The 22,495-nt window shown below is 69.6% G+C and carries 27 protein-coding genes; 14 read left to right on the top strand and 13 right to left on the bottom strand.

What is annotated here, in order from left to right:
• Positions 1 to 11 precede the first annotated feature (11 nt).
• Positions 12 to 431, top strand: coding sequence for a hypothetical protein (locus tag OG905_RS07675; protein WP_328666926.1), 420 nt, complete (start codon positions 12 to 14; stop codon positions 429 to 431).
• Here OG905_RS07675 and OG905_RS07670 read toward each other — a convergent pair.
• Positions 421 to 1,230, bottom strand: a complete 810-nt coding sequence (locus tag OG905_RS07670) for a helix-turn-helix domain-containing protein (protein WP_328666925.1) — start codon at positions 1,228 to 1,230, stop codon at positions 421 to 423. The genes OG905_RS07675 and OG905_RS07670 overlap by 11 nt on opposite strands.
• A 158-nt stretch (positions 1,231 to 1,388) precedes the next feature.
• On the opposite strand from OG905_RS07670, the gene OG905_RS07665 reads away from it, so the two are divergent.
• Positions 1,389 to 2,126, top strand: a complete 738-nt coding sequence (locus OG905_RS07665) for an RNA polymerase sigma factor (RefSeq protein ID WP_328666924.1) — start codon at positions 1,389 to 1,391, stop codon at positions 2,124 to 2,126.
• A gap of 59 nt (positions 2,127 to 2,185) precedes the next feature.
• Here the strand turns inward: OG905_RS07665 and OG905_RS07660 are convergent, their stop codons facing one another.
• Complete coding sequence (locus OG905_RS07660) at positions 2,186 to 3,247, bottom strand: phosphatidylinositol-specific phospholipase C domain-containing protein (RefSeq protein WP_328666923.1); 1,062 nt, start codon at positions 3,245 to 3,247, stop codon at positions 2,186 to 2,188.
• Between the two features lie 381 nt (positions 3,248 to 3,628).
• Here OG905_RS07660 and OG905_RS07655 point away from each other — a divergent pair, with 381 nt between their 5' ends.
• Entirely contained in the window at positions 3,629 to 4,057 is a 429-nt protein-coding gene (locus OG905_RS07655; protein WP_328666922.1) for a hypothetical protein, read from the top strand.
• A gap of 167 nt (positions 4,058 to 4,224) precedes the next feature.
• Here the strand turns inward: OG905_RS07655 and OG905_RS07650 are convergent, their stop codons facing one another.
• A complete protein-coding gene (locus OG905_RS07650) occupies positions 4,225 to 5,211 on the bottom strand; it encodes a helix-turn-helix domain-containing protein (protein ID WP_443043904.1) in 987 nt (328 codons plus the stop codon).
• 402 nt (positions 5,212 to 5,613) lie between these two features.
• Here OG905_RS07650 and OG905_RS07645 point away from each other — a divergent pair, with 402 nt between their 5' ends.
• Positions 5,614 to 7,155: an ATP-dependent DNA ligase gene (locus OG905_RS07645; protein ID WP_328666921.1), complete on the top strand. Its 1,542-nt coding sequence runs from the start codon at positions 5,614 to 5,616 to the stop codon at positions 7,153 to 7,155.
• Positions 7,156 to 7,442: 287 nt separating this feature from the next.
• Here OG905_RS07645 and OG905_RS07640 read toward each other — a convergent pair whose 3' ends face one another.
• Together OG905_RS07640 and OG905_RS07635 are read right to left on the bottom strand one after the other, a co-directional pair.
• On the bottom strand, positions 7,443 to 7,991 hold the full coding sequence (locus OG905_RS07640; RefSeq protein WP_328666920.1) for a DUF1062 domain-containing protein: 549 nt from the start codon (positions 7,989 to 7,991) through the stop codon (positions 7,443 to 7,445).
• A 238-nt stretch (positions 7,992 to 8,229) separates the two neighbouring features.
• Positions 8,230 to 8,736: an FBP domain-containing protein gene (locus tag OG905_RS07635; RefSeq protein ID WP_328666919.1), complete on the bottom strand. Its 507-nt coding sequence runs from the start codon at positions 8,734 to 8,736 to the stop codon at positions 8,230 to 8,232.
• 122 nt (positions 8,737 to 8,858) lie between these two features.
• Between OG905_RS07635 and OG905_RS07630 the strand changes: the two genes are divergently transcribed.
• Entirely contained in the window at positions 8,859 to 9,164 is a 306-nt protein-coding gene (locus OG905_RS07630; RefSeq protein ID WP_328666918.1) for a 4a-hydroxytetrahydrobiopterin dehydratase, read from the top strand.
• Positions 9,165 to 9,303: 139 nt separating this feature from the next.
• On the opposite strand, the gene OG905_RS07625 is transcribed toward OG905_RS07630, so the two are convergent.
• Entirely contained in the window at positions 9,304 to 9,756 is a 453-nt protein-coding gene (locus OG905_RS07625) for a hypothetical protein (protein WP_328666917.1), read from the bottom strand.
• On the bottom strand, positions 9,753 to 10,241 hold the full coding sequence (locus OG905_RS07620) for a hypothetical protein (protein ID WP_328666916.1): 489 nt from the start codon (positions 10,239 to 10,241) through the stop codon (positions 9,753 to 9,755). Before OG905_RS07620 ends, OG905_RS07625 begins: the two co-directional genes overlap by 4 nt.
• A gap of 39 nt (positions 10,242 to 10,280) precedes the next feature.
• On the opposite strand from OG905_RS07620, the gene OG905_RS07615 reads away from it, so the two are divergent.
• Positions 10,281 to 11,237 (top strand): helix-turn-helix transcriptional regulator, encoded by a 957-nt coding sequence (locus OG905_RS07615; protein ID WP_328666915.1) that lies wholly within the window; start codon positions 10,281 to 10,283, stop codon positions 11,235 to 11,237.
• A gap of 191 nt (positions 11,238 to 11,428) precedes the next feature.
• Here the strand turns inward: OG905_RS07615 and OG905_RS07610 are convergent, their stop codons facing one another.
• Positions 11,429 to 12,262, bottom strand: coding sequence for an NAD(P)H-binding protein (locus tag OG905_RS07610; RefSeq protein ID WP_328666914.1), 834 nt, complete (start codon positions 12,260 to 12,262; stop codon positions 11,429 to 11,431).
• Between the two features lie 81 nt (positions 12,263 to 12,343).
• Between OG905_RS07610 and OG905_RS07605 the strand changes: the two genes are divergently transcribed.
• Together OG905_RS07605 and OG905_RS07600 are read left to right on the top strand one after the other, a co-directional pair.
• The gene (locus OG905_RS07605; RefSeq protein WP_328666913.1) at positions 12,344 to 13,306 is read left to right on the top strand and encodes an AraC family transcriptional regulator; all 963 of its coding nucleotides are present in this window, start codon (positions 12,344 to 12,346) and stop codon (positions 13,304 to 13,306) included.
• Positions 13,307 to 13,332: 26 nt separating this feature from the next.
• Complete coding sequence (locus tag OG905_RS07600) at positions 13,333 to 14,205, top strand: class I SAM-dependent methyltransferase (RefSeq protein ID WP_328666912.1); 873 nt, start codon at positions 13,333 to 13,335, stop codon at positions 14,203 to 14,205.
• Between the two features lies 1 nt (position 14,206).
• On the opposite strand, the gene OG905_RS07595 is transcribed toward OG905_RS07600, so the two are convergent.
• The 5 genes from OG905_RS07595 to OG905_RS07575 all read right to left on the bottom strand — a co-directional run bounded on the left by OG905_RS07595 (position 14,207) and on the right by OG905_RS07575 (position 17,574).
• Entirely contained in the window at positions 14,207 to 14,662 is a 456-nt protein-coding gene (locus OG905_RS07595) for an RICIN domain-containing protein (RefSeq protein ID WP_328666911.1), read from the bottom strand.
• 127 nt (positions 14,663 to 14,789) lie between these two features.
• Positions 14,790 to 15,206, bottom strand: coding sequence for a hypothetical protein (locus OG905_RS07590; RefSeq protein ID WP_328666910.1), 417 nt, complete (start codon positions 15,204 to 15,206; stop codon positions 14,790 to 14,792).
• Positions 15,207 to 15,311: 105 nt separating this feature from the next.
• On the bottom strand, positions 15,312 to 15,836 hold the full coding sequence (locus OG905_RS07585; RefSeq protein WP_328666909.1) for an NUDIX hydrolase: 525 nt from the start codon (positions 15,834 to 15,836) through the stop codon (positions 15,312 to 15,314).
• Between the two features lie 8 nt (positions 15,837 to 15,844).
• A complete protein-coding gene (locus OG905_RS07580) occupies positions 15,845 to 16,585 on the bottom strand; it encodes an SDR family NAD(P)-dependent oxidoreductase (RefSeq protein WP_328666908.1) in 741 nt (246 codons plus the stop codon).
• Positions 16,586 to 16,731: 146 nt separating this feature from the next.
• Entirely contained in the window at positions 16,732 to 17,574 is an 843-nt protein-coding gene (locus OG905_RS07575; protein ID WP_328666907.1) for an aldo/keto reductase, read from the bottom strand.
• 273 nt (positions 17,575 to 17,847) lie between these two features.
• Here OG905_RS07575 and pqqA point away from each other — a divergent pair, with 273 nt between their 5' ends.
• From pqqA to OG905_RS07545, 6 genes are read left to right on the top strand one after another with little or no spacing between them, the layout of a single operon-like run.
• On the top strand, positions 17,848 to 17,958 hold the full coding sequence (gene pqqA, locus OG905_RS07570) for a pyrroloquinoline quinone precursor peptide PqqA (protein ID WP_328666906.1): 111 nt from the start codon (positions 17,848 to 17,850) through the stop codon (positions 17,956 to 17,958).
• Positions 17,959 to 17,969: 11 nt separating this feature from the next.
• The gene (gene pqqB / locus OG905_RS07565) at positions 17,970 to 18,866 is read left to right on the top strand and encodes a pyrroloquinoline quinone biosynthesis protein PqqB (RefSeq protein ID WP_328666905.1); all 897 of its coding nucleotides are present in this window, start codon (positions 17,970 to 17,972) and stop codon (positions 18,864 to 18,866) included.
• The gene (gene pqqC / locus OG905_RS07560) at positions 18,863 to 19,588 is read left to right on the top strand and encodes a pyrroloquinoline-quinone synthase PqqC (protein ID WP_328666904.1); all 726 of its coding nucleotides are present in this window, start codon (positions 18,863 to 18,865) and stop codon (positions 19,586 to 19,588) included. The genes pqqB and pqqC overlap by 4 nt, the downstream gene beginning before the upstream one ends.
• Positions 19,585 to 19,860: a pyrroloquinoline quinone biosynthesis peptide chaperone PqqD gene (gene pqqD, locus OG905_RS07555; RefSeq protein ID WP_328666903.1), complete on the top strand. Its 276-nt coding sequence runs from the start codon at positions 19,585 to 19,587 to the stop codon at positions 19,858 to 19,860. The genes pqqC and pqqD overlap by 4 nt, the downstream gene beginning before the upstream one ends.
• A complete protein-coding gene (pqqE, locus tag OG905_RS07550) occupies positions 19,857 to 20,951 on the top strand; it encodes a pyrroloquinoline quinone biosynthesis protein PqqE (RefSeq protein WP_328666902.1) in 1,095 nt (364 codons plus the stop codon). The genes pqqD and pqqE overlap by 4 nt, the downstream gene beginning before the upstream one ends.
• A complete protein-coding gene (locus OG905_RS07545) occupies positions 20,948 to 22,495 on the top strand; it encodes a glycoside hydrolase family 88 protein (protein WP_328666901.1) in 1,548 nt (515 codons plus the stop codon). Before pqqE ends, OG905_RS07545 begins: the two co-directional genes overlap by 4 nt.

The raw sequence follows: 22,495 nt of genomic DNA, 5'->3' as shown, positions 1-22,495 counted from the left end.
GCTGATCCGCCATGTCCGCCACCCTGCTCGCCGGTATCTCCCGCACCACCGAGCCGCAGACGATGCTGCGCCGGTTCCTCGCTCTCGACGCCGTCGTCACCACAGTGAACGGACTGGCATACGCTGCGGCATCCGGCCCCCTCGGGCGGCTGCTCGGAGTCGACTCGGACCTGCTCCTCGAACTGGGCGTGTTCCTCGTCCTGTTCGGGGCCGGAGTCGGCTACCTCGCCTCCCGCCGCCGGCCCCCGCAGCTGCCCGTGAAGTTCGTCATCGACGCCAACCTGCTGTGGGCCGTCATCAGCGTCGCCGGGCTCGCGCTCTGGTTCGACCCCACGACCGCCGGAGCCGTCTGGATTCCGCTGCAGGCCGTGACCGTCGCCGGGTTCGCGGCTCTGCAATGGTCGGCGCTGCGCGCGGCCGCTACGGAGTGAGCGACTGCAGGTACTTGACCGTCGCCGGATCCGCCGGGAGGAGGGTCTCGATGGCCAGCTCGGCGACGGTCACGTCCATCGGGGTGTTGAAGGTGGAGATGGACGAGACGAACGACAGCACCCGCCCTTCGTGCTCGATCCGCAGCGGAAGCGCGAAATACGGAGGGGGCACGGGTTCCTCCCGGTCCTCGGCGTCGGCGCCGTTCCCGGGAAGGGGATAGGCGGCGACCTCGTCGTACAGCGCGCGCAGCGGCTCGGAGCGGGCCAGTGCGATCTGCCGCTCCATCTGGGCCAGCAGATGACCGCGCCACTCCCGCAGATTGCGGATCCGCGGAGCGAGGCCATCGGGGTGGAGTGTGATCCGCATGGCGTTGAGAGGTGGCGTGAGCAGATGCTCCGGAAGCCCCTCCAGCAGCATCGCGATACCCCGGTTCGCGGCTACGACGGTGTACGAGCCGTCGACGACGGTCGCGGGATACGGTTCGTAGCCCGTGAGCAGCCGCTCCATCCCCTCACGCAGGGCGCCCATCGACGGATCGTCGAGCGGCGTCTCGGTGAATCGAGGCGCGTAACCGGCGGCCAGCAGCAGGGCGTTGCGCTCCCGTACGGGAACGTCGAGGTGCTCCGCGAGGCGCAGGATCATCTCCTCGCTCGGGCGGGAGCGGCCCGTCTCGATGAAGCTGATGTGCCGGGCGGAGGAGTCGGCCCGCAGGGCCAGCTGCAGCTGGCTGATCCGGCGCCGGTCGCGCCAGCCGCGCAGCAGCGGACCTACTCCGGTGTCGGACGCGACAGTTGTCATACCCGAAACCGTAATACGGCACGTCGACGGCGTGCGAAGTCCATGCGGACGGCGGGCGGGGTGAATGTGACCTGCATCACAAAATTTGCGAAGCCTGGGGGTTTGCTGGTTAGGCTCGGCAGCTTCGTATTCATCACAAATGGGACAGGAGTCTCCTTATGTCCGAGGGTCCCTCGGCCTTGGGCTCGGACGCCTACGTGCGGCTGTGCGCAGAGCAGCAGCCGCGGCTCGTCGCGTATGCCCGCTCCCTCACCAGTAATCCCTGGCTGGCCGACGATCTCGTCGCCGAGGCGCATTTCCGGGTCTGGCGGCGGTTGTCCTCGGGACACTCGGTCGACGACGTGCCCGCGTATCTGGCGACCACTGTGCGTAACCTCGCCGACGCGGACGGAAACCCGGGCCGCCGGATCGCGTACGTCGGACTCCTGTCGCGCGTCCTGCGGCAGCTGCCCGAGCGCTGGGTCAAGGCGCTCTGGCTGGCCGAGGCCGAGGATCACCCCCTCGACGTGGTCGGACACCGTGTGGGCGCCGGGCATGGAGCGACGGCGGTGCTGCTGCACCGGGCGCAGGAGGGTTTGCGGCACGCGTTTCTGCGCGCGCATCCCGGGATACCGGACGACCCCGCGTGCGAGAGGCACTGGAAGCGGATTCCCGCCCATGTGGGGGAGGCCCCGGAGTCACCGCGACAGGCCGGGGAGCTGTGCCTCCACCTGGAGGACTGCGGGGACTGTCGCGCCCGGCTGGCCCTGCTGACCTGTGTGAATGACCGGCTGCCCGCGCTGGTCGGCCCCGCGCTGCTGGTGCTCGAGAGAGAAGCCCCGGCCGGAACGGGGGTTTCCGGCCGGGGCGGCACAGGGTGGGGACGCATCGCGTCTCCACGTATAGGTGAACGATAAACCGTCCCGGCCCGTTCCCTGTTACCCGGGGTCAGGCCTGTGACGGACGTAACGTTCCGTTACTGTCCGCTGCCCCTCGGCACCACCGTCGCGAGCACCGACGGCAGCGGGTACCAGTCGGCCGAGACCGCGCTCGCGTAACGGCCCGCCAGCAGGTTGACGCGGTCCCGCGCCTGCGCCTCGGTCGGGTTCGTGCCGTCGATCGCGGGCGCCACGTTGTGTGCGTCCGTCATGACGACGAGGTAGTGGTTCCGGTCGTACCACGAGGTGTCGACGGTCCCGCCCGCGTACGTACCGGCGTCGCCGTCGAAGAGGACGAACCAGGGGCGGATGCCCGCGTCGGCGTACCGGGTGCGGGGATCACCTGCGGCGGCGCCATGCACGGCCGGGAACGCGGCCGCGTCCCGGAGGCGCCCCGCGGCGGCCAGATCACGCAGATGCATCGCGTACTCGCGGTCGGTCCACAGTGAGTCCGCCGGGTTGCCCTCCTCCACCGTGCCGGGGATGAGCTCGACCACGAACTTGCCCGCGAGGGCCGAGCGGGCGGGCCAGCCGTTCGTCCTGACCGCCGTGTCGAGCTCCGGGAGGCCCCCCGCCAGATCGGCCGGACGGAACAGTGCGTCGCCGAGCCTGGCGGAGAGCAGCGCGTCGAGCGCGGCGGGGCCGCGGCCGTAGTTGTTCTGGAAGCCGTCCTTCATCTCGACCTTGATGAGGATGGGCCGGTGCCCGGGGTGGGCGTCGTGCCACGCCCTCATGTCCGAGAGGCAACCGCCGAGGTCCTGGTTTCTGGCCTTGGTGCGCAGCTGGGCGGGGCTGGAGGCGTTCTCGCAATTGTTGTTGTTGCCAAGCGGGTTGCTGTGCGAGACCCGCCACGACCGGCCGAACACATTGGTCCAGACGTCGAGTTCGAGCATCCCGGCGCCGGAGTCGAGGGCGTCGGCGAAGTACGGGTACTTGGCCTTCTCGTAGGCGTTGTGGACGCCCACCCAGGTGGCGGAGGAGTAGGGCAACTGCCCCGGATCCACCGAACCGGGCGTTGCCGCCTCTGCCGGCGCGAGCGCGCCGGCGAACAGCCCGGCCGCGACGGTGGTCGTCAGGGCGGCGCGCTTGAGGTTCCCCATGGTCCCCTGCCTTTACGTCGATTGGGTCGATGCGATCAAGTCGACGGAAGGGTAGGGGAGTTGAGTGAACCGTGGGGAGACGGGGACCGGCCGTTACGGATGCGGCGGATGCGTGTTAACTGCTCCGCGACCTGTGGCGGGCCCGCTTCACCACTCCCGGGTAGGCCCGGGCGCGCCGCGAGGGCGCCCTGAAGTTGGGTCAGCATCTGTCCGAAGGGGTACGGGTCCCCCCGCGACGACCGGAGGCCCCCGCCAGGGAAGTTGACGCATTGCCAAGTGGGCCGTGGACCCCGTGCTAACGACTCCCCGCCTCCCTCTCGAGATCATTGGCTCTGCACGGTTCGGGCAAGGGCTCGAGCCGCCTGGAAGGAGTCGTTACACATGCGTTTGGCTGCCCGTATGGGTTCCCTGGCCGCTGCCGGGTCGATGCTCGCCGGAACGTTCCTGATCGGAGGGGCCACTCCCGCGAACGCCGCCGGCATCACCTTTGATTCGTTCTACTACGGCAACGGCCGTCAGATCACCGCCTACATCAACGGTCAGTACGCCGCCACCGCCGAGTGGGTCCAGGATCCCCCCGCCTCCGGGGGGCCGGGCGACTACCTGTGCGTCACCGACGACCGCAGCGACGGCTACTACGCGCAGGCAGGGATCAGCGCCAACCGGATCGTCAGCAGCAGCGGGAAGCCCGCACCCTCCCGCACGTGCAAGGGCGGTGATCTGCCCGAGGACAAGACGCTCTCCATGAAGCTGTGCGTCAGTAACGGCACTCAGGCAGCGTGCTCCAAGGCATACGACATCAGCTCCTGACCCGGAGAGAGCAACAAGCAAGGAGCCTGCGGCGTCTTCGCCATCACCAACCAGGCCTCTGCGGCGACCGTGGAAAACGACCGCGCCACCGAGGTCGGTGGTCCCACTGTTGATCGTCGGCGACCATGCTTTTGTGGGGCCGTCCGTCACCGACGGGCGGCCCTCGCTCAGCTGTGAGCAGACTTCGGGCCATTGATCGCGTGGTGCCGGTAGTCCTTCGGCGGAAGGCTGTACGCAGTGCGGAACGCGCGGCTGAAGTCCGCTGCGCGGGGGAAACCCCAGCGGGCGGCGATGGCGTGGATGGGAGTGGAGTGCAGTGCCGGATCGGTGAGGTCGCGGCGGGCGGCCTCCAGGCGCCGCAGGCGGATCCAGGCAGCGACTGTGGCCTCTTCATTCTCGAAGAGGCGGTGCAGATAGCTGGTGGAGATGTGGTGCGCGGTAGCGATGACGGCCGGGGTGAGCTGCGGGTCGTGCAGGTGCTCCTGGATGAAGTTCTTGATGCGCAGGATGAGGGTTCGCCGGTGGGTGTCCGTCGGGAGGATGCTCTCGGCTTCGAGGGCGTGGGCGAAGAGCGCGGCGACCAGATCGGTCAGGACCGTTCCCAGCCGGGCCCCGTCGGACGGCTGGTAGGGGGTGGTGTCCGCGATCAGTTGGGTGAGGAACTGCGCCAGCAGCGCGCCGATCCCCGCCCGGGCCGGTACCCGCCGTGGGACCGTGCGGCCGGCCATGCCGCGCGGCAGTGGCAACAGCGACTTGGGGACCTCGAGCCCCACAGCCGTGACCGGGGCCCTGCCGGTGCGGATCTCCCACGGCACGGACGAATCGTTGATATGCAGGTCGGACGGCCGGTAGACGGCCTCGTGGCCGTCCCAGTTGCCAATCCCCGTCCCGCCCACGACAAGTGAGAGGTGGTACAGCTCCGGGTCGGACTGACGGATCAGTTTCGGCGTGCGCCGGATGACCAGCTGTTGGAACGTGGCCGGCCACACGGACACGGCACCGAGGTCCAACACACGCTGGGTGGCGTGGAAGTCGTGGGCGTGGTCGCTGCTCATGCGCACAGGAGCATGGGTTTGCCCCACACGCTCAGCCCAGTAGGCCAACCGGTCCGCCGCCGGCACATCCTCACTCCGGAAAACCATCTCGTTCAGCACGCGTTCTTCCCCCTGGATTGTGAGTCTCAGAGGATCACACAGGGCGTCGATAAGCGTTTGATGAACGGATGCGCGCAGCGCACAACGCGCCCGAAAGACAGGGCGCGCTGATCAGCCGGACCTCTGCCCGGCCACGTGCTGGTTTGGCGCGTTTCCAGGGTTGGCGGAACCCGCGCACCGCGGCCCGTCCGGTGGCGAGGGGGCGTGCAGGGTCGTCCCCGCGTTTCCAGCGTCCGTGGTGAAGCTGAGCCAGGGGGCGTTGGTGGTTGCTGCCCGGTGGGTGGCTTCTCGGGCGAACCGCCGGACCCCGCACCACGCGGCACCGGGCACCCGCACCGCCCAGAGCCGCGCCGCGGGCCCGCACCGCGTGCGCTCGTCCTCGCCGCGAGGGACCATGGCCGCATGCTTCTCGTACGGGTCGCCGATGTGTCGCGCGACGTCGCCGCCACCTCCGCCCGCTCGCGGAAGATCGCCGCGCTCGCGGGGCTGTTCGCCGAGGCCGAGCCCGATGACGTCGGGCTCGTCATCTCGTACCTCGCCGGGCGCCTCCCGCAGGGCCGTATCGGCATCGGCTGGAGCGTGCTCAAGGAACCCGCACCTCCCGCCGAGGCCCCCAGCCTCACCGTCGCGGACGCGGACGCGGCCCTGACCCGGCTCGCGAGCGTCGCGGGGCCCGGGTCCCAGGCCGAGCGCAAGCGCCTCGTGCGTGATCTGATGGCCGCCGCCACGGCCGGGGAGCAGGAGTTTCTGATGCGGCTGCTCATCGGCGAGGTCCGCCAGGGCGCGCTCGACGCGGTCGCGCTGGAAGCCGTCGCGAAGGCCGCCGCTGCGCCCGCCGCCGATGTGCGCAGGGCCGTCATGCTCGACGGGTCGCTGCCCCGCGTCGCCCGCGCCCTGCTCGCCGACGGGCCGACCGCCCTGGCGCGGTTCCGGCTGCGCGTCGGTACCCCCGTCCTCCCGATGCTCGCCCACACGGCGAAGTCCGTCACCGAAGCCGTCGAGGCGCTGGAGACGGCCTGCGTCGTCGAAGAGAAGCTCGACGGCATCCGCGTCCAGGTGCATCGCGCCGGTGAGGACATCCGTGTGTACACCAGATCCCTCGACGACATCACTGAGCGGCTCCCCGAAGTCACCGCCGCAGCACGGTCCATGACGGATGATCAGTTCATCCTGGACGGCGAGGTCATCGCTCTGGACGCGAGCAGCGGACGCCCCGTCCCCTTCCAGGACATCGCCTCCCGCGTCGGCTCCCGCGTCGACGTGGACGCAGCCAGGGCCACCCTCCCGCTGTCGCCCGTCTTCTTCGACGTGCTCGCCGCCGACGGGGAGCCGACCCTCGACCTCACAGGGGCCGAACGGCACACCGTCCTCGCCCGCCTCGTACAGGAGCCGATGCGTGTACGTCGTACGGTCGTCGAGGACCCGGCGGACGCGGGGCAGGTCGCCGCCGCCGAGGAGTTCTTCGCCGAGACTCTGCGCCGCGGCCACGAGGGCGTGCTGGTCAAGGCTCTCGACGCGCCCTACACGGCGGGCCGCCGTGGCCGCTCCTGGCTCAAGGTCAAGCCGGTCCACACCCTCGACCTCGTCGTCCTGGCCGTCGAACGGGGCCATGGCAGGCGCACCGGACTCCTGTCCAATCTCCACCTCGGCGCACGGGCCGCCGACGGTTCGTACGTCATGCTCGGCAAGACCTTCAAGGGCCTCACCGACGAGATGCTGCGCTGGCAGACGGAGCGGCTGCGCGAACTGGCAACCGGGGACGACGGGTTCACCGTCACCGTCCGTCCCGAGCTCGTCGTCGAGGTCGCGTACGACGGAGTCCAGCGTTCCCCGCGCTACCCGGCCGGCGTCGCGCTGCGCTTCGCGCGCGTACTGCGTCACCGGCCCGACAAGCCCGCCGAGCAGGCCGACACCATCGAACAGGTCCTGGATTCGCGCGCCTGAACCCGGGTCGGCGCAGTGCCCCTTTTCGACGGCTCACCCGCCGCAAGACCCGTTCTGCCGAACGCCGTGACGCCGCCCCCGGCTACGTGATGCCCGAAGCTGCCTGATCAGTCCTCCGGACCGCCGAACCCGACGAGTCCGTTCAGACGCAGCCTCTTGGCAAAGAGAGGCAGGGATTCAGGGCAGTTGGCCTTGACGTTCGTCAACTGCCTGAAGGGAAGTTGGCCGCGACCACTAGGGCCCGTCCGGCGGATCTTGCCGGACGGGCCCCTGGTCCCGAGGAGGGCTCAGCGTTTGAGCGTGAAGGTGAACCCGGCGGAGAGCTTGCCGCTCAGCCGGACTGCCGAAACGAGTTTCCCCTCCGTGATCAGTCTCTCGACCTCGGCCCGCGAAAGACCGCAACCTTCAGCGATCAGTCGCACCGGCCGGACAGGGATCCGCGCCGCAAAGCGGACCGAGACGTCGATCACCTCGCGGTCCAGGTAATCCGATCCGCCGGTGTCGAGGCGCCAGGCGTTGTCCCAGTCGAGGGCGATGCGATTACGGCGCCGCACGACCGGATCCTGGAGCAGCTCAGCTGTCAGGCCAGGGTCGTTGTCATGCAGCCGGTCCAGCAGCTCGGGTCGTACGGAGCGCACATTCATCCGCTCCAGGACCGTGAGCTTTGCCGTTTCCCCGCAAGCGGTACAGAGCGCGAGGAGCCAGGCGTCGATGAGCTTGTGGTTTGCGTTGACGCGAAATTTACCGCTTGCCCGGAAGTGCTCGGACGCGCACGCGTGGCAACGGCGGAGAACGAGCGGCAGGCAGGTGGGCACGACCACCCAGTTTTCGAGCACAGAAGTACACCGGTTTCAGTGAGAAGTCCGCAGCAAAAAGGAGCGCGGCGCACAGGCGCGACGCGCGACGATTCAGCGCTCGGGAGGTCTCACAGGGTGTACAACGGCACGTCCTGGACTAGACGACTTGGTTCGGCAGCACGGTAATGGCGCACAGCGGCGCTGCTCCACTGGTTTTCGAAGCACCTCACCGCCAGGTTCTGTCCGGCGGATCATGGACGAAGCCCCAAACGGCAGCTCAGCGCAGGCCCATCACCTTGTCGGCGAAGGCCGTCAGGTTGTCGACCGTGCGAGTGATCCGTTCGTCCAGGGTGAGAGTCTCCTCGTGCAGGCCGCCGCGCAGCTTCGGCAGCTTCCGCCCGCGGATGTAGAGCGAGCAGGCGAGGTCCGCGCAGAGATACGTGCCCACGGTGTTGCCGTCCCGGCCCGCCGCGCCGGCCAGGGGCGCGGCGAAGAGGGTCACCCCGGACGAGGCGTGCCCGGTGAGGCAGACCTGGCACATGCTGGACTTCACGGCGCTGGTCCGTCCGGTGGAAGGCACCCGGAGGGTGATGCCGACCGGCCCGTCCTCGCGAGGTAGGACGATATGCGCCCGCAGGGGAGCGCCCGGATCGGTCCAGCCGAGGAAGTCGAGGTCGTCCCAGGGGAGTTCGGCGAAATCGGCGGGTAGCTTCATACGCGTGGCCTCACCCTTCGTGCAGTTGACGAAGGATCCGCGTATCTGCTTTTCGGTCAGTGCATCCACCGGTGGAAGGTACACAGAGCGCGTTCGGGCGGGCATCCCATTTATGGTGGCCGAAGTCGCCGCCGTTTCCCGAGCCGTTTCCTGTGCCACTTCCTGAGCCGTTTTCCGAAGGGATCCTGGTCATGCCCACAGAGCCGCTGTCGCAGAAGGAGATCGAGGACCGCCTGCGGGAGCTCCCCGGCTGGTCCCAGAAGGGCGACCGCATCGCCCGCGCCTACCGCCTCTCCACTCATTTCGCGGCGACCGCGATGGTCGTGCACATCGCCCAGATCCAGGAGGCGCTGAACCACCACTCTGATCTGACGCTCGGCTACAACACCATCGCCCTGTCAGTGAACAGCCATGACGCGGGCGGCGCGGTCACCGAAAAGGACTTCGAGCTGGCCCAGCGCGTGGAAGAGATCGCCGCGGGCCACGGCGCGAGCTGACGGGCGGGGGCCGGGTGACCCGCCCGGCCCCCGACCTAGGGCCTGTCGTTTGGATCTTGCCGGGCTCGCGTGCCCTGGCACGCACGCTCGCACGCACGAGACCCCGCTCACTGGTCCGGCCTGATCCAAACGACAGGCCCTAGCCGCGGCGGACCGATTCCATCACCCAGTTCGTCAGCCACGTCTCCTCGCCGTCGACCGAGAACGCCTGCTCCCATGTCGCCGTCGTCGCGGTGATGTCCGACCAGAGGAAGCGGACCCGTACGTCCTTGCCCTGGTAGGTGTCGTCACCGTAGAACACTCCGCGCCCCTCCGGCCCGAACCTGCCCACCACGGGCGGGTCCAGCACGCCCCGGCGGTCGTTCGACCAGTACAGCGACCACTCCTCGCGCTCGGTGTCGTACAGCCGCAGCGTCAGACCCTTGAAGCCCATCGTCGGGAATTCGATCTCGTCGAAGTTCGCCCAGTGGCGCGACGCGCGACTCACCGCGGTGAACTCCTCCCACCCGCTCCTCTCTTCGAGGAAGTCCTTGAGGCGGCGATTGGCCACGGTCCACTCGCCCTGGTAGAAGTCGAAGTCGGTCGTGCTCATGAGCGGTCTCCTGTCGTGCCGTCGGGCAGTGAGTCGGCGAGATAGGCGTCGAGATCAGGACGGTCCGGCGCGAGCATGTGCCGTACCCACGCGTTGCGTTCGTGCTGGATCGGCGGCAGTTCCCAGACACAGCCGATCCATGGCCGATCGGCTCTGTCGAGCCGGACGAAATGGGACGGGTCGCGGTCCGGGCAGTCCAGCACCGGCTGTCCGGCGGCCGCGCCGCCGAAGTGCAGGACGTTGTCCCACACCCAGCTGTACGCGTTGACGTACGCGCCGTCGTCCCCTCCCCTGTGGAGGACGACGAACGTGGCCGGCGGTGTGCCGTCCGGCTCCGGCAGGAGTTCGGGGAGCATCGCGTACGCGGCCTTCTCGACCGCGGGCTCGATTCCGCCCGGGTCTCCCGTGACGTGGTACCGCTTGATGCGGCGGCCGCCGACCTCGATCGGGGGCAGTGCCCGCAGCAGCTTCTCGGTGAAGGTCATGGCAGGACGCTAAGCCCGCTTCACTGACATCATGTGTCAGTGAAGTCCAGCCGACTTGTCTCGATCCTCCTGCTGCTCCAGACCCGCGGTCGGATGACCGCCGCCCAGCTCGCGCGGGAGCTGGAGGTGTCCGTACGAACCGTCTACCGCGATGTCGAGGCGCTGCACACCGCCGGTGTTCCGCTGTACGGGGACGCCGGCCACGCCGGCGGATACCAGCTGCTCGCCGGCTACCGCACCCGGTTGACCGGCCTGTCCGCGGGGGAGGCCGAAGCGCTGTTCCTCTCCGGGATCCCGGGACCGGCCGCCGAGCTCGGCCTCGGTTCGGCGCTGGCCGCGGCCCAGCTCAAGCTCCGTGCGGCGCTCCCGGCCGAGTTGCGCGACCAGGCCGACCGGATGCGGTCCCGCTTCCATCTGGACGCGCCCGGCTGGTACGCGTCCGACGACGAGGTGCCGTATCTGACGGCGGTCGCGGACGCGGTCTGGCACAGCCGAGTGCTCGACATCCGCTACCGCCGCTGGAAGGAGCCGACAGATGTCGACCGGCGCCTCGAACCGTACGGCCTGGTGCTGAAGGCGGGCCGCTGGTACGTCGTCGCCGGGCCGGGCCCGCGGACGTTCCGCGTCGACCAGATCCTTGAACTCGCGGTAGGAGAAGGGGAGTTCGAGCTGCCGGTCGACTTCGATCTGGCCGCCTACTGGCAGCGCTACCAGGCCGACTTCCACGCCCGGCTGCACGGCGGCGATGCGCTTGTGCGTCTCTCGCCGGCCGCGGCCGCGCGGCTGACGGGCGCGGCGGCCCGGGCACTGGCCGACACCGGCGCGGAGGAGGCGGACGGCTGGACGCGGGCGGTGCTGCCGATCGAGTCCGTCGATCACGCGCATCGCGAATTCCTGGGCATGGGGGCGGAGATCGAGGTGCTGGGGCCGCCTGAGCTCCGGGCCCGGCTTGCGGCGACGGCTCGTGCGCTGGCGGAGCGGTACGCGTGCGGGTAGGGGCGCCTGCGGCGGGCCCACGCGGCGGAGCCGCACATCGATACAGCCCCTACCCGCCCTCCCCCTACGGCCTGGCGGCCGTGGGAGGTACCCCCACCCCGAACTGGGGGCGGGCCCCCGGACCCCCGTACGCGCTTCGCACGTGTCCTCAAACGCCGGACGGGCTGAAATGTGCGGCCGAGCCCCCGGCCTTACCCCCACGCCCCCACGCCCGCCGCGTCGGTCGCGAAGGCCGTGAAATCCCTCGGCTCGCGGCCCAGCACCCGCCGCACCCCGTCCGTCAGCGACGCGTTGTGGCCGTCGAGCAGCATCGTGAACAGGTCCGACAGCCACTCCGACTCCGGTCCGGGGAACCCGAACTGCTGCAGCATCTCGGCGTATTCCACCCCGGACACCGGGACGTACCGCACCTCGCGACCCGACGCCCGGCCGATCTCCGCGGCCACCTCGCCGAAGGTGAGCAGCCGCGGTCCCGTCAGCTCATGGACCCGTCCGGCGTGACCGTCCTCGGTGAGCGCCGCGACCACGACGTCCGCCAGGTCGTCGGCGTCTATGAAGGGCTCGGCGGTCTCGCCGGCGGGGAAGGGGAGCTCTCCGGCGACTACCCCCTCGTACATCGCGCCCTCGCTGAAGTTCTGCGCGAAGAAACTGGCCCGCACGACCGTCAGGTCCAGGCTCGATTCCCGCAGCGCCTCCTCCGCGACCACCGCGTCCGGCTCACCGCGGCCGGAGAGCAGCACCAGACGCCTCACGCCACTCTCTGCCGCCACCCGGCCGAGGGCCCGCATCGCCTCGGGCGCGCCGGGGGCCGCGAGGTCCGGGAAGTACGCGACGTAGGCCGCGTCCGCGCCCCGCAGTGCGGGTCCCCAGGTCGACTCGTCCTCCCAGTCGAAGAGGACCGATCCCTTGCGCGATCCGGTCCGCACGTTCACGCCGCGTGCCGCGAGGCGCTCCGCGACCCGTCGTCCGGTCTTGCCCGTGGCCGCTGTCACCAACACCGTTTCCTGCTTCAGGTTCTCTGTCATGCCTCAAGGTTCGCGGCCACGGTCTGGACTCTCCATGTGCGAGAAGCTCAATGCCATATGCGTCCGTCTACGCTGAGGACCATGGACGCTCTCGCCGGACTTCTCGACGGACCGCGCGCCAGGGGAGCCTTCCTCCTGCGGATGGTGATGGAGCCGCCGTGGTCCGTACGCATCGAGGACAGGGCCCCGCTCTCCCTGCTCTGCATGACCGCGGGCGAGGCCTGGATCATGCCCGACGACGGTGACCCGGTGCTGTTGCGTCCCGGCGATGTCGCGATCGCACGCGGCCCGGGACCGTACACCGCGGCGGACCAGGTCACCCGCGAGCCGACGGCGCTGATCGGTCCCGGCGGCACCTGCCACACCCTCCAGGGCGAACCGCTCGCGGAGTCCATGCACTTGGGCGTACGCAGCTGGGGCAACGACCCGCACGGCTCGGCCACCATGCTGGTCGGGACGTACCAGATGAAGGGCGAGGTCAGCGCGCGGCTGCTCGACGCGCTGCCCCAGCTGCTCCATCTGCCCGCCGACGTCTGGGACTGCCCGCTGATGCCGGTGCTCGACGACGAGATCTCCCGGGACGAGCCGGGCCAGAGCGTGGTGCTCGACCGGATCCTGGATCTGGTGCTGATCGCCGTGGTGCGGGCCTGGTTCTCGCGCCCCGGCGCCGAGGCGCCCGCCTGGTATCTGGCCATGGGTGACCCGGTGGTGGGCCGGGCGCTGCGGTTGCTTCAGGACGACCCGGCGCACCCGTGGACGGTGGCCTCGCTGGCCGCCAAGTGCGGAGCCTCCAGAGCCGGGCTGGCCCGCCGCTTCAACGATCTGGTGGGGGAGCCGCCGATGGCGTACCTCACGGGGTGGCGGCTCGCGCTCGCGGCGGATCTGCTGCGCGACACCGACGCGACGGTCGAGGCGGTGGCCAGAAAGGTCGGCTACAGCGGCTCGTTCGCGCTGAGCACCGCATTCAAGCGGGTACGGGGCATCAGCCCGCAGGAACACCGCACCGGCGCAGCTTTGCCGGAACGGCAACAAGAGTCGCGCTGAGGGCGCCGTGGCGCGACGCTGAGGGCATGAGTCATCACCACGACAATCACGACGGCACGCACATCGACTGGGACGAGATGAGCGGCCTGCTCGAGCGCAACGCACAGTTCCAGGGCCCCCTGTACGAGCAGGTGGGGGCCTGGCTGGGTGAGTTGCTGCCGGTGGCCGGGGTCCGGCGGATCCTGGACATCGGCAGCGGCCCGGGAGTGCTGACCCTGCTGCTGGCTCGGGCGTTCCCGTACGCGGAAGTGGTGGCCGTGGACGCCACCGAACCGTTGCTCGAACGGGCCCGCGCCCGCGCCGAGCGCGCCGGGCTCGGGGACCGCGTCCGTACGCACCACGCCGAACTCCCGGACGGAATCGACGAGTTGGGCGAGGCGGATCTGATCTGGGCGGGTAATTCGCTGCACCACATCGGCGACCAGCGCGCCGCGCTCGGCGGCTTCGCCCGGCTGTTGCGCCCGGGCGGGCTGCTCGCGATCGCGGAGGGCGGACTGCCCGCGCGTCAGCTGCCGCGCGACATCGGGATCGGCCGCCCGGGTCTGGAGAGCAGGCTGGACGCGGCGCAGGGCGAGTGGTTCATCGAGATGCGGGCCGGGCTGCCCGGAGCGAAGGACGAGGTCGAGGACTGGCGGGCACTGATGGCCGCCGCGGGCCTCTCGCCCAGCGGGACGCGCTCGTTCCTGCTCGACATCCCCGCGCCGGTGCCCGAGGCCGTACGCGAACATCTCGTCGGCGCCGTCGGCTGGCAGCGCAGGATGCTGGACGGACGGCTGGCGACGGACGATGTCGCGGTGCTCGACCGGCTGCTCGACCCCGAGGACCCGCAGGGTCTGCTCCATCGCCCGGACGTGTACCTGCTCACCGCGCGCACGGTGCACACCGCACGGCGGGACTGAGTCAGGAACAGGGCTCCAGGCGCCACCACTGGCCGGGGGAGTCGGTGTCCTCCCACTGCCGCACGTTCGCGCCGTCCTCGGTGCTGCCGCCCTCGACCTCTAGCAGCAGACCGCTGATGAAGCTGACGACGGTGACGGTGCCCGGCGCGTCCAGGTGCTGCTCGACGATCCATTCCTGGGCGCCGAAGTTGTTGGCCTTCCACTGCTGGATGTTGGCGCCGTTCTCGGTGGATGCGTTCGCCACGTCCAGCCGCTTTCCGCTGGCGGCGTTCACGAAGTGGTGGAGCCCGCTGCCACCCGGCACGGGATCGATCTGCCACTGCTGGGCCGGGGCTCCGCTGTCCTTGCCCTGCTGGACGTTGGCACCGCTGCCCTTGGCTCCGCCGTACACCTCGAGGAGCAGCCCGCTGCCGATGTTGCGCACCAGATAGAGCCCTGGTGCCAGTGCCCCGCTCAATGTTCGTACCTCTCGGTCGACCCTGTCGCGTTCGCGCTGACCGATCGTACGAGAGGGGCTGGGCGAAGCCCTCGCCGGACGCCTGACGGCGGCGAGGGCGACACCTGCCGGTTAAGCCGTGCCGGACTCAGTGCACCCGCACCTTGAGGGGCGGCGACGCGATGCCTCCGCCGACGATCCGGAGCGTGTTGCGGCCCTTGAGACCGAGGTAAACCCGCATCTTGTAGGTCGACCGCTGCGTGAGGTTCATGGAGGCGGGCAGGGTGACCCACCTGCCGTTCTGCTTCTGCTGCAGCGTGACCCGGGTCCCGGGAGGCAGTTGCCGGGCCTTGCCGTACACCCGGAACTCCTGCCACGCCTGGACGCCGTCGGTCGTGGCTCTGGCCGTCAGCGTGGGTCCTGCGTGGGCCGGTCTCGCGCTGTCACGGCCGGTGTCCGTCGCCGGTGGCGCGGGGGAGACAACGGCCATGGCCACTCCGACGGAACCGGCCAGCACGGCGGCCGTCGCGATTCCGGTCACCGACGCACGCTTGAAACGCTCCATGGGATCACTCCAGAGGGAAGGGGGACTACGGATCACCAACCCTAGGCATATGGGGCGTAAATATGAGGAATCGACGCGCTCGTGGTGAAACGGCCCTTGGTTGCGCTACGGATCAGTCGCAAGCTCGCTGGACCGGTGGCCCCCGGGCAGTGCGACATACCTCGCGTAGGCCTCCCGGCAGTCGGGCACGAAAGGCCACTGATCGAGTGCCTCCCGCAGCGCGGGTTCGGGCAGCCAGGCGTGCCACGCGATCTCCCGCGGGTCCGGCGTCAGGTCGCCCTCGATCACGGCCTCGTGCAGACCGAGCCAGTACGGGCTGATCGTCCCGTGGCACAGGAACTTGAGGACGAACCGGACCTGGGCCCGTATCCCGGCTTCCTCGGCGAGTTCCCTTCCGGCGGCGTCCGCGTAGGACTCGCCCGCCTCAACCGCTCCGCCGAGCATCCAGTTGTACTGGCCCGGGAAGCGCGCGGCGCTTCCCGGTCGCCGGTGCACCAGGATCCGTCCCGTCGCGTCCCGGCACACGACGGTCGCCACCCGGTGCAGCCACCGGTTGCGGATGGCCTCATCCCGGTCGACGACGCCCAGCTCCCGGTCCTGCTCGTCCACGCGTTCCACCCGTTCGGACATGGTGCCGGTCACCGGCCGCCGGAGACCCTCAGGACCGTGCCCGTCGTGTACGAGGCGTCGGGCGACAGCAGCCAGGCGACCGCCGCGGCGATCTCCTCCGGTTCGCCGGGGCGGCCGAGCGGGATCGTGGTGGCCGCCTTGGACGGGCGGTCGGGGTCGCCCATGGTGGCGTGCATGTCGGTGTTGATGACGCCGGGCGCGACCGCGTTGACCCGGATGCCGTCCGGGCCGAGTTCCTTGGCCAGGCCGACCGTCAGGGCGTCGGTGGCCGCCTTCGTCGCGGCGTAGTGGACGTACTCGCCGGGGCTGCCCAGCGTCGCCGCCGCGGAGGAGATGTTGACGATGGCGCCGGAGCCGAGCGCCGCCATGTCGCGGGCGGCCCGCCGGCAGCACAGCAGGTAGCCCAGGAGGTTCACCTCGACCACCCGGCGCAGGTCCGAGGTGCGGGTGTCGGCGAGTCTGCCGAGCGGGCCGGTCACTCCGGCGTTGTTGACCAGGCCCGTCACCGGGCCGAGTTCGCGCGCGGCGGTGTCGAACAGCCGCTCCACGTCCGCCTCTTCGGACGTGTCCGCCTGCACCGTGACGCAGCGGGCGCCCGCCGCACGTACAGCGGCTGCGACCTCGTCCGCCGCCGCGCTGTTGCTGAGGTACGCCAGGGTCAGGTCGTGGCCGTCGGCCGCCAGCCGGACGCATGTCGCTGCGCCGATACCCCTGCTGCCGCCTGTGACGATGGTGACCGGACGTGACACGTGCTGCCTCCTGTGCTTGTTGCGTGGTGCGTTCGACAGCAAGTCGTAGCCCATCAGGGGCCCGCCGACCCGAGCGGGCCCCGAAGGGCGTGCCCCTGGCTGCTGAACAGCAGCCAGGGGCACGCCCTTTGCGTCGATCAGGGACGTCAGTTCCAGTCGAAGCCGTCGGGGTCGGGGCCCAGTCGCTTGCCCTCGTCCAGGGCGGCCATGGCGAGCATGTCCTCGTCGTCCAGCTCGAAGCCGAACACATCGAAGTTCTCGGCGATACGCGACGGAGTCACCGACTTGGGAATGACCACGTTCCCCGTCTGCAGGTGCCAGCGCAGCACCACTTGGGCGGGCGTCCTGCCGTGCTTCTGCGCGATCGCGACGACCGTCGGGACCTCCAGAAGGCCCTTGCCCTGGCCCAGCGGGGACCATGCCTCGGTGCGGATTCCGTGCTCGGCGTGGAAGGCGCGCAGCTCCGCCTGCTGGAGCTGCGGGTGCAGCTCGACCTGGTTGACGGCCGGTACGACGCCGGACTCCTCGATGACGCGACGGAGCTGCGGCACCTTGAAGTTGGAGACGCCGACCGCCTTCGCGCGGCCGCTCTGCTCGATCTCGGTGAACGTCTGCCAGATCGTGAGGTAGTCCTCGCGCATCGCGCGCGGCCAGTGGATCAGGTAGAGGTCGACATGGTCGAGGCCCAGCTTCTTCAGCGAGGCGTCGAATTCACGCAGGACGGCGTCACGCGTCCATGTCACGGACGAGCCGTTCCACAGCTTCGTCGTGATGAAGAGTTCCTCGCGGGCGATTCCGGAGGCGGCCACGGCATGTCCGGTGCCCTCTTCGTTCTCGTAGATGGCCGCGGTGTCGATGCTGCGGTAGCCGGCTTGCAGAGCCGTGCCAACCGCTTTCGCCGCCTCGTCGTCCGGCACCTGCCAGACACCGAAGCCGAGCTGCGGCATCGCGACGCCATTGTTGAGGGTGAGGGAGGGGACCTTGCTCACGAGCGGTCGATCCTTACGTCGTCGGTTGGTACTCCCATCGTCAACGATCACCTTCGTAGACGCATTCCCGACGCCGAAGTTGGCCTGATACAGCTCCGACCTTATCGGTCCGGACCATTGACCACGTCTCCTCAAGACGCAACTCTATGGCACATAACTGAACGCCGGACACTCATGTGAACGGATGCTTCAGTCCTGCTCCACCATGCGTCACCGGGCAATCGCTCCTGAATCACTCCTGACCCCCACATCTCAGGAAGGCAGGTACGGCTCATGCAGGACAACAAGGAAACATCGGAGGAGACGGCCACCTGGCAGACCCCCGAGTACACGGTCGTCGAGACCGCGCTCGAGGTCACCGCCTACGCCCTCACCGACCGGTAGACCCCGCCGCCATGCTGCTGCAGGTGCTCGGCACCGCGGCGGGCGGCGGACTGCCCCAGTGGAACTGTGCGTGTCCCGGCTGCGCCGGGGCACGCGCACACCCGCACCGGCGCCGCCGTCACGCCTCACTCGCACTGCGCGCGGACGAGGGCCGCTGGTTTCTCGTCAACGCCACCCCCGACATCGGCGACCAGATCGAGGACAGCCACGCGCTGCGGCCCGGGCCGGGGCCGCGCGAGTCCCCCGTGGCCGGAGTGATCCTCACCGACGCCGAACTCGACCACACCCTCGGGATCGCCCGGCTGCGCGAGGCCGACGGCTTCGACATCCTCGCCACCCGGCCGGTACGGGACGCGCTGCTCGGACGACTAAGGCTCGGCGAAGTGCTCGCCCCCTACACCCGTATCGAGTGGCGGGAGTTGAGCCACGAAGCGGAACCGCTGACCAAGAGCGGCACCGTGGAGATAGCTGCCGTACCCCTCTCGGCCAAGCGACCGCGCTACGCCGCTGGCACCGGAGGGGACGAGCGCACCTGGGTCGTCGCGCTCCGGCTGCGCGAGAGCACGACCGGCCGCAGCCTGCTCTACGCACCCGCCCTCGCCCACTGGAGCGACGAGTTCCAGCAAGCCGTCGAGGAGGCCGACTGCATCATCATCGACGGCACCTTCTGGGACGACGACGAGCCAATACGCACCTCAGTCTCGGCCAGGACCGCGACCGGAATGGGCCATCTGCCCATCGCCGGGCCGAACGGCACCGCCCGCCGCCTCAGCGGGCTGCGCGCCCGCTGCCTCTACACGCACCTCAACAACACCAACCCCCTCGCGGACCCGGACGCCCCGCAGCACGCGCTGCTCGGCGACTGGGGACTCGAGGTCGCCGCCGACCGAATGGTGATCGAGCTGTGAGCACAGTCGCTCCGCCCGCAACGGGCGCCGGTGAGCTGTGGAGCCCCGAGGAGTTCACGGCGCGGCTGCGCGCCGTACCCGCCGAGCGCTACCACGACCGCCACCCCTTCAATGTACGCATGCACGAAGGCGCCCTGCGCCCGGACGAGTTGCGCCGCTGGATCCTCAACCGCTTCCACTACCAGCGCCACATCCCCGTCAAGGACGCACTGATCCTCGCCAAGTTCGACGACTCCTCGCTGCGCCGCTCCTGGCTGCGCCGGATCCAGGACCACGACGGACTGGTGGAGGGCGAGGGCGGCATCGAGCGCTGGCTGCGGCTCGGCGAAGCCGCCGGGATCGACCGCGAGCGGCTCCGGTCGGGCGCGGAAGTACTCCCGGGCGTACGGCTCGCGGTCGACGGATACGTCAACTTCTGCCGGCTGCGCTCCCCGCTCGAAGCCGTCGCCGCCTCCCTCACCGAACTCGCCGCGCCGACCATCATGCGCACCCGCATCGACGCCTTCGAACGCCACTACCGCTGGATCGAGGCCGACGGACTCGTCTACTTCCAGAGCCGCATCGGACAGGGCGGCCGCGACAGCGAAGAAGCCCTCGCGCTCGTCCTCGCCTGGGCGGCGACCCGGCAGGAGCAGGAGGCGGCTGTGGCCGCCCTCCGCTTCAAGTGCGATGTGCTCTGGTCGCTGCTCGACGCCGTGGACGGCGCGGGGGAGCGGCCATGAGCGATACCTGGCCAAGCGACACCTGGAAACCCGTGCTCTCACGGTCGGTGGTGTTCCGGCACGACCGGGTGCGCGGCGCCGATCTGCTCGTACTGCCCGAGCGGGTGGTCGTGCTCCAGGGCAACGCCGGATCCATCCTGCGGCTCTGCGACGGCGTGCGTGACGTCGGCGCGATCGTGGCCGAGCTCGCCGAACAGCATCCGGGTGCGCCCGTAGCCGCGGAAGTCCCCGAGTTTCTGGGGCGGTTGCGCAAGGAGGGCTGGCTCAAGTGACATCCGTCGACCCGCCGTGGGCGCTCCTCGCCGAGCTCAGTCACGGCTGTCCGCTGCACTGCGCCTATTGCTCCAACCCCGTCGAACTGGTCGGTCGGTCAGATGAGTTGACCACTGCTCAGTGGGCCGAGGTGTTCCGGCAAGCCGCCGACCTGGGCGTCGTACAGTGCCATCTCTCCGGCGGAGAGCCGCTGCTGCGCCGGGATCTGCCCGAGATCGTGGCCGCGGCAGACGGCGCCGGAATCCATACGCAGCTGGTCACCAGCGGGGTCGGCCTGCACGAGAAGCGACTGGCCGCGCTGACGGGCGCCGGGCTGCGCAGCGTCCAGCTCTCCGTCCAGCACGCCGACCGGGCCGCCTCCGAACTCATCGCCGGAGCCCGCTCCTTCGCGGCCAAGGAGCGAGCCGCCCGGCTCGTACGCGAGGCTGATCTGCCCCTCGGCCTCAATGTCGTACTCCATCGCGGGAATCTCGACGCGCTCGACGACCTCGTCGAACTCGCCCTGGCCTGGGGCGCGGAGCGGATCGAACTCGCCAACGCCCAGTTCTACGGCTGGGCCCTGCGCAACCGGGACGCCCTGCTGCCCGGCCGTGAGCAGATCGCCGCCGCGCGCTCCGCGATCGAACGATGGCGGGCCCGGCTGGCGGGCCGGCTGGACCTCGTCTGGGTCGTTCCCGACTACGTCGACGGCATCGCCAAGCCCTGCATGGGCGGCTGGGGTGCTCTCTCGCTCACCGTGGCACCCGACGGCACGGTCCACCCCTGCCCGGCGGCCGCGTCCCTGCCCGGCCTGGACGCCCCCAACGTCAAGGACCACTCCCTGGAGTGGATCTGGCGCGACTCGAAAGCCTTCAACCTCTACCGCGGCGAGGAGTGGATGCAGGACCCGTGCCGCAGTTGCGAGCTGCGCACCAAGGACTTCGGCGGCTGCCGCTGCCAGGCGTACGCCCTGACCGGCGACGCCACCCGCACCGATCCGGCCTGCCGTCTCTCGCCGGACCACCCCTTCGTACGCGATCTCGTCGACCGCCCGCGCCTCCCCGTGCCGGTGGCCGCACCCGCGTACGCCTATCGCAAGGAAGGACCATGAAGCGATCAACTCCCCTGCTGCTGGCGGCCGCTCTCGCGGGCAGCACCCTGTCCGCCGTGCCCGCGAGCGCGGACCCCGCAGTCCAGGCCGCGGCCGTTCGGTACGAGGCCGAGAGCGCCCTCATCCACCAGGGCGCCGTGGAGAGCAACCACGCCGGATTCACCGGAACCGGATTCGTCAACTACGACAACGCGGCCGGCAGTCATGTCGAGTTCACCGTCGACTCCGCCGAGACCACCAGCGCCACTCTGGCCCTGAGATTCGCCAACGGCACGACGGCGAACCGCCCGCTCGACATCACCGTCAACGGCCAACTGGTCGCCGACGACCTGGTCTTCGGCTCCACCGGCAGCTGGACCGGCTGGCAGACCAAGAACGTCACCGCCGAGCTGAAGGCGGGGACCAATACCGTACGGGCCACCTCCGCCGGTGCGGTCGGCGGCCCCAATCTCGACTCGCTCACCATCGGCGAAGACTCCTCCACCGCCGACTGGTCGGTCGCCATGGTCGAGTCCACGATGGCCCGCTACTCCCCGAGCGACATCGGCGGCTGGTCCTATCCCGTGGGGCTGTATCTCTACGGCCAGTACCTCGTCTATCAGCGCACCCACGATGCCCGCTATATCGGCTACATCAAGAGCTATGTCGACCGCTTCGTCGACAACGGCGGAAACATCGGGCAGAGCTTCAACAATCTCGACAGCATGCAGGCAGGACGGCTGCTGAACATCCTCCACCACGAGACGGGCCAGGCGCGCTACCAGAAAGCCGCCAAGAAGATCCGGGACCGGCTCACCACCTATCCCCGTACCTCCGACGGTGGATTCTGGCATTCGACATCGGATTCCCGGCGCAGCCAGCTGTGGGCCGACGGCGTCTACATGGTGAACCCCTTCCTCGTCGAGTACGGAACGGAATTCAACGACTCGGCGTACACAAGTAATGAGGCCACCAAGCAACTCGCCGTCTACGGCAGCCACTTGCAGGTGGGAGGCGGACTGCTCAAGCACGCCTGGGACGAGTCGCGCGAAGCGAGCTGGTCCGATCCGGAAACCGGACTGGCGCCCGAGCACTGGTGCCGCGCCATCGGCTGGTACTCGATGGCGATCGTCAACGTCCTGGACGCCGTCCCCGTCGGCCATCCCCGCCGGGCCCAGCTGCTGACCGTGCTGCGAAAGCTCGCCGCGGGCATCGAGAAATACCAGGACCCGGCCACCGGCCGCTGGTTCCAGGTCGTCGACAAGGGCTCGCACGGCGACAACTGGACCGAGACCTCCTGCTCCAGCATGTTCACCTTCGCCCTTTCCCGCTCAGTACAGCAGGGATATGTCGACGCGCACTACGCACAGGTGGCACAGCACGGATATCAGGGCGTGCTGGAAAAGATCTCGACCGGCGGCGACGGCCGCACCAATCTCACCGACATCTCCATCGGGACGAACGTCGGGAACTACAGCTACTACATCAACCGCGACCGGAAGACCAATGACTTCCACGGTCTCGGTGCCTTTCTCATCATGAACGAACAACTCAGGGCCAGGTGA

The sequence above is a fragment of the Streptomyces sp. NBC_00322 genome, from assembly GCF_036147535.1.
Taxonomy (GTDB): Bacteria; Actinomycetota; Actinomycetes; order Streptomycetales; family Streptomycetaceae; genus Streptomyces.
This window is presented reverse-complemented; position numbering and strand designations above follow the sequence as displayed.

Bases quoted from the DNA above. Each gene is read 5' to 3' on its own strand.
- OG905_RS07675 (WP_328666926.1), top strand. From the start codon at position 12: ATGTCCGCCACCCTGCTCGCCGGTATCTCCCGCACCACCGAGCCGCAG.
- OG905_RS07670 (WP_328666925.1), bottom strand. From the start codon at position 1,230: ATGACAACTGTCGCGTCCGACACCGGAGTAGGTCCGCTGCTGCGCGGC.
- OG905_RS07665 (WP_328666924.1), top strand. From the start codon at position 1,389: ATGTCCGAGGGTCCCTCGGCCTTGGGCTCGGACGCCTACGTGCGGCTG.
- OG905_RS07660 (WP_328666923.1), bottom strand. From the start codon at position 3,247: ATGGGGAACCTCAAGCGCGCCGCCCTGACGACCACCGTCGCGGCCGGG.
- OG905_RS07655 (WP_328666922.1), top strand. From the start codon at position 3,629: ATGCGTTTGGCTGCCCGTATGGGTTCCCTGGCCGCTGCCGGGTCGATG.
- OG905_RS07645 (WP_328666921.1), top strand. From the start codon at position 5,614: ATGCTTCTCGTACGGGTCGCCGATGTGTCGCGCGACGTCGCCGCCACC.
- OG905_RS07630 (WP_328666918.1), top strand. From the start codon at position 8,859: ATGCCCACAGAGCCGCTGTCGCAGAAGGAGATCGAGGACCGCCTGCGG.
- OG905_RS07625 (WP_328666917.1), bottom strand. From the start codon at position 9,756: ATGAGCACGACCGACTTCGACTTCTACCAGGGCGAGTGGACCGTGGCC.
- OG905_RS07620 (WP_328666916.1), bottom strand. From the start codon at position 10,241: ATGACCTTCACCGAGAAGCTGCTGCGGGCACTGCCCCCGATCGAGGTC.
- OG905_RS07610 (WP_328666914.1), bottom strand. From the start codon at position 12,262: ATGACAGAGAACCTGAAGCAGGAAACGGTGTTGGTGACAGCGGCCACG.
- OG905_RS07605 (WP_328666913.1), top strand. From the start codon at position 12,344: ATGGACGCTCTCGCCGGACTTCTCGACGGACCGCGCGCCAGGGGAGCC.
- OG905_RS07600 (WP_328666912.1), top strand. From the start codon at position 13,333: ATGAGTCATCACCACGACAATCACGACGGCACGCACATCGACTGGGAC.
- OG905_RS07590 (WP_328666910.1), bottom strand. From the start codon at position 15,206: ATGGAGCGTTTCAAGCGTGCGTCGGTGACCGGAATCGCGACGGCCGCC.
- OG905_RS07585 (WP_328666909.1), bottom strand. From the start codon at position 15,836: ATGTCCGAACGGGTGGAACGCGTGGACGAGCAGGACCGGGAGCTGGGC.
- pqqA (WP_328666906.1), top strand. From the start codon at position 17,848: ATGCAGGACAACAAGGAAACATCGGAGGAGACGGCCACCTGGCAGACC.
- pqqB (WP_328666905.1), top strand. From the start codon at position 17,970: ATGCTGCTGCAGGTGCTCGGCACCGCGGCGGGCGGCGGACTGCCCCAG.
- pqqD (WP_328666903.1), top strand. From the start codon at position 19,585: ATGAGCGATACCTGGCCAAGCGACACCTGGAAACCCGTGCTCTCACGG.
- OG905_RS07545 (WP_328666901.1), top strand. From the start codon at position 20,948: ATGAAGCGATCAACTCCCCTGCTGCTGGCGGCCGCTCTCGCGGGCAGC.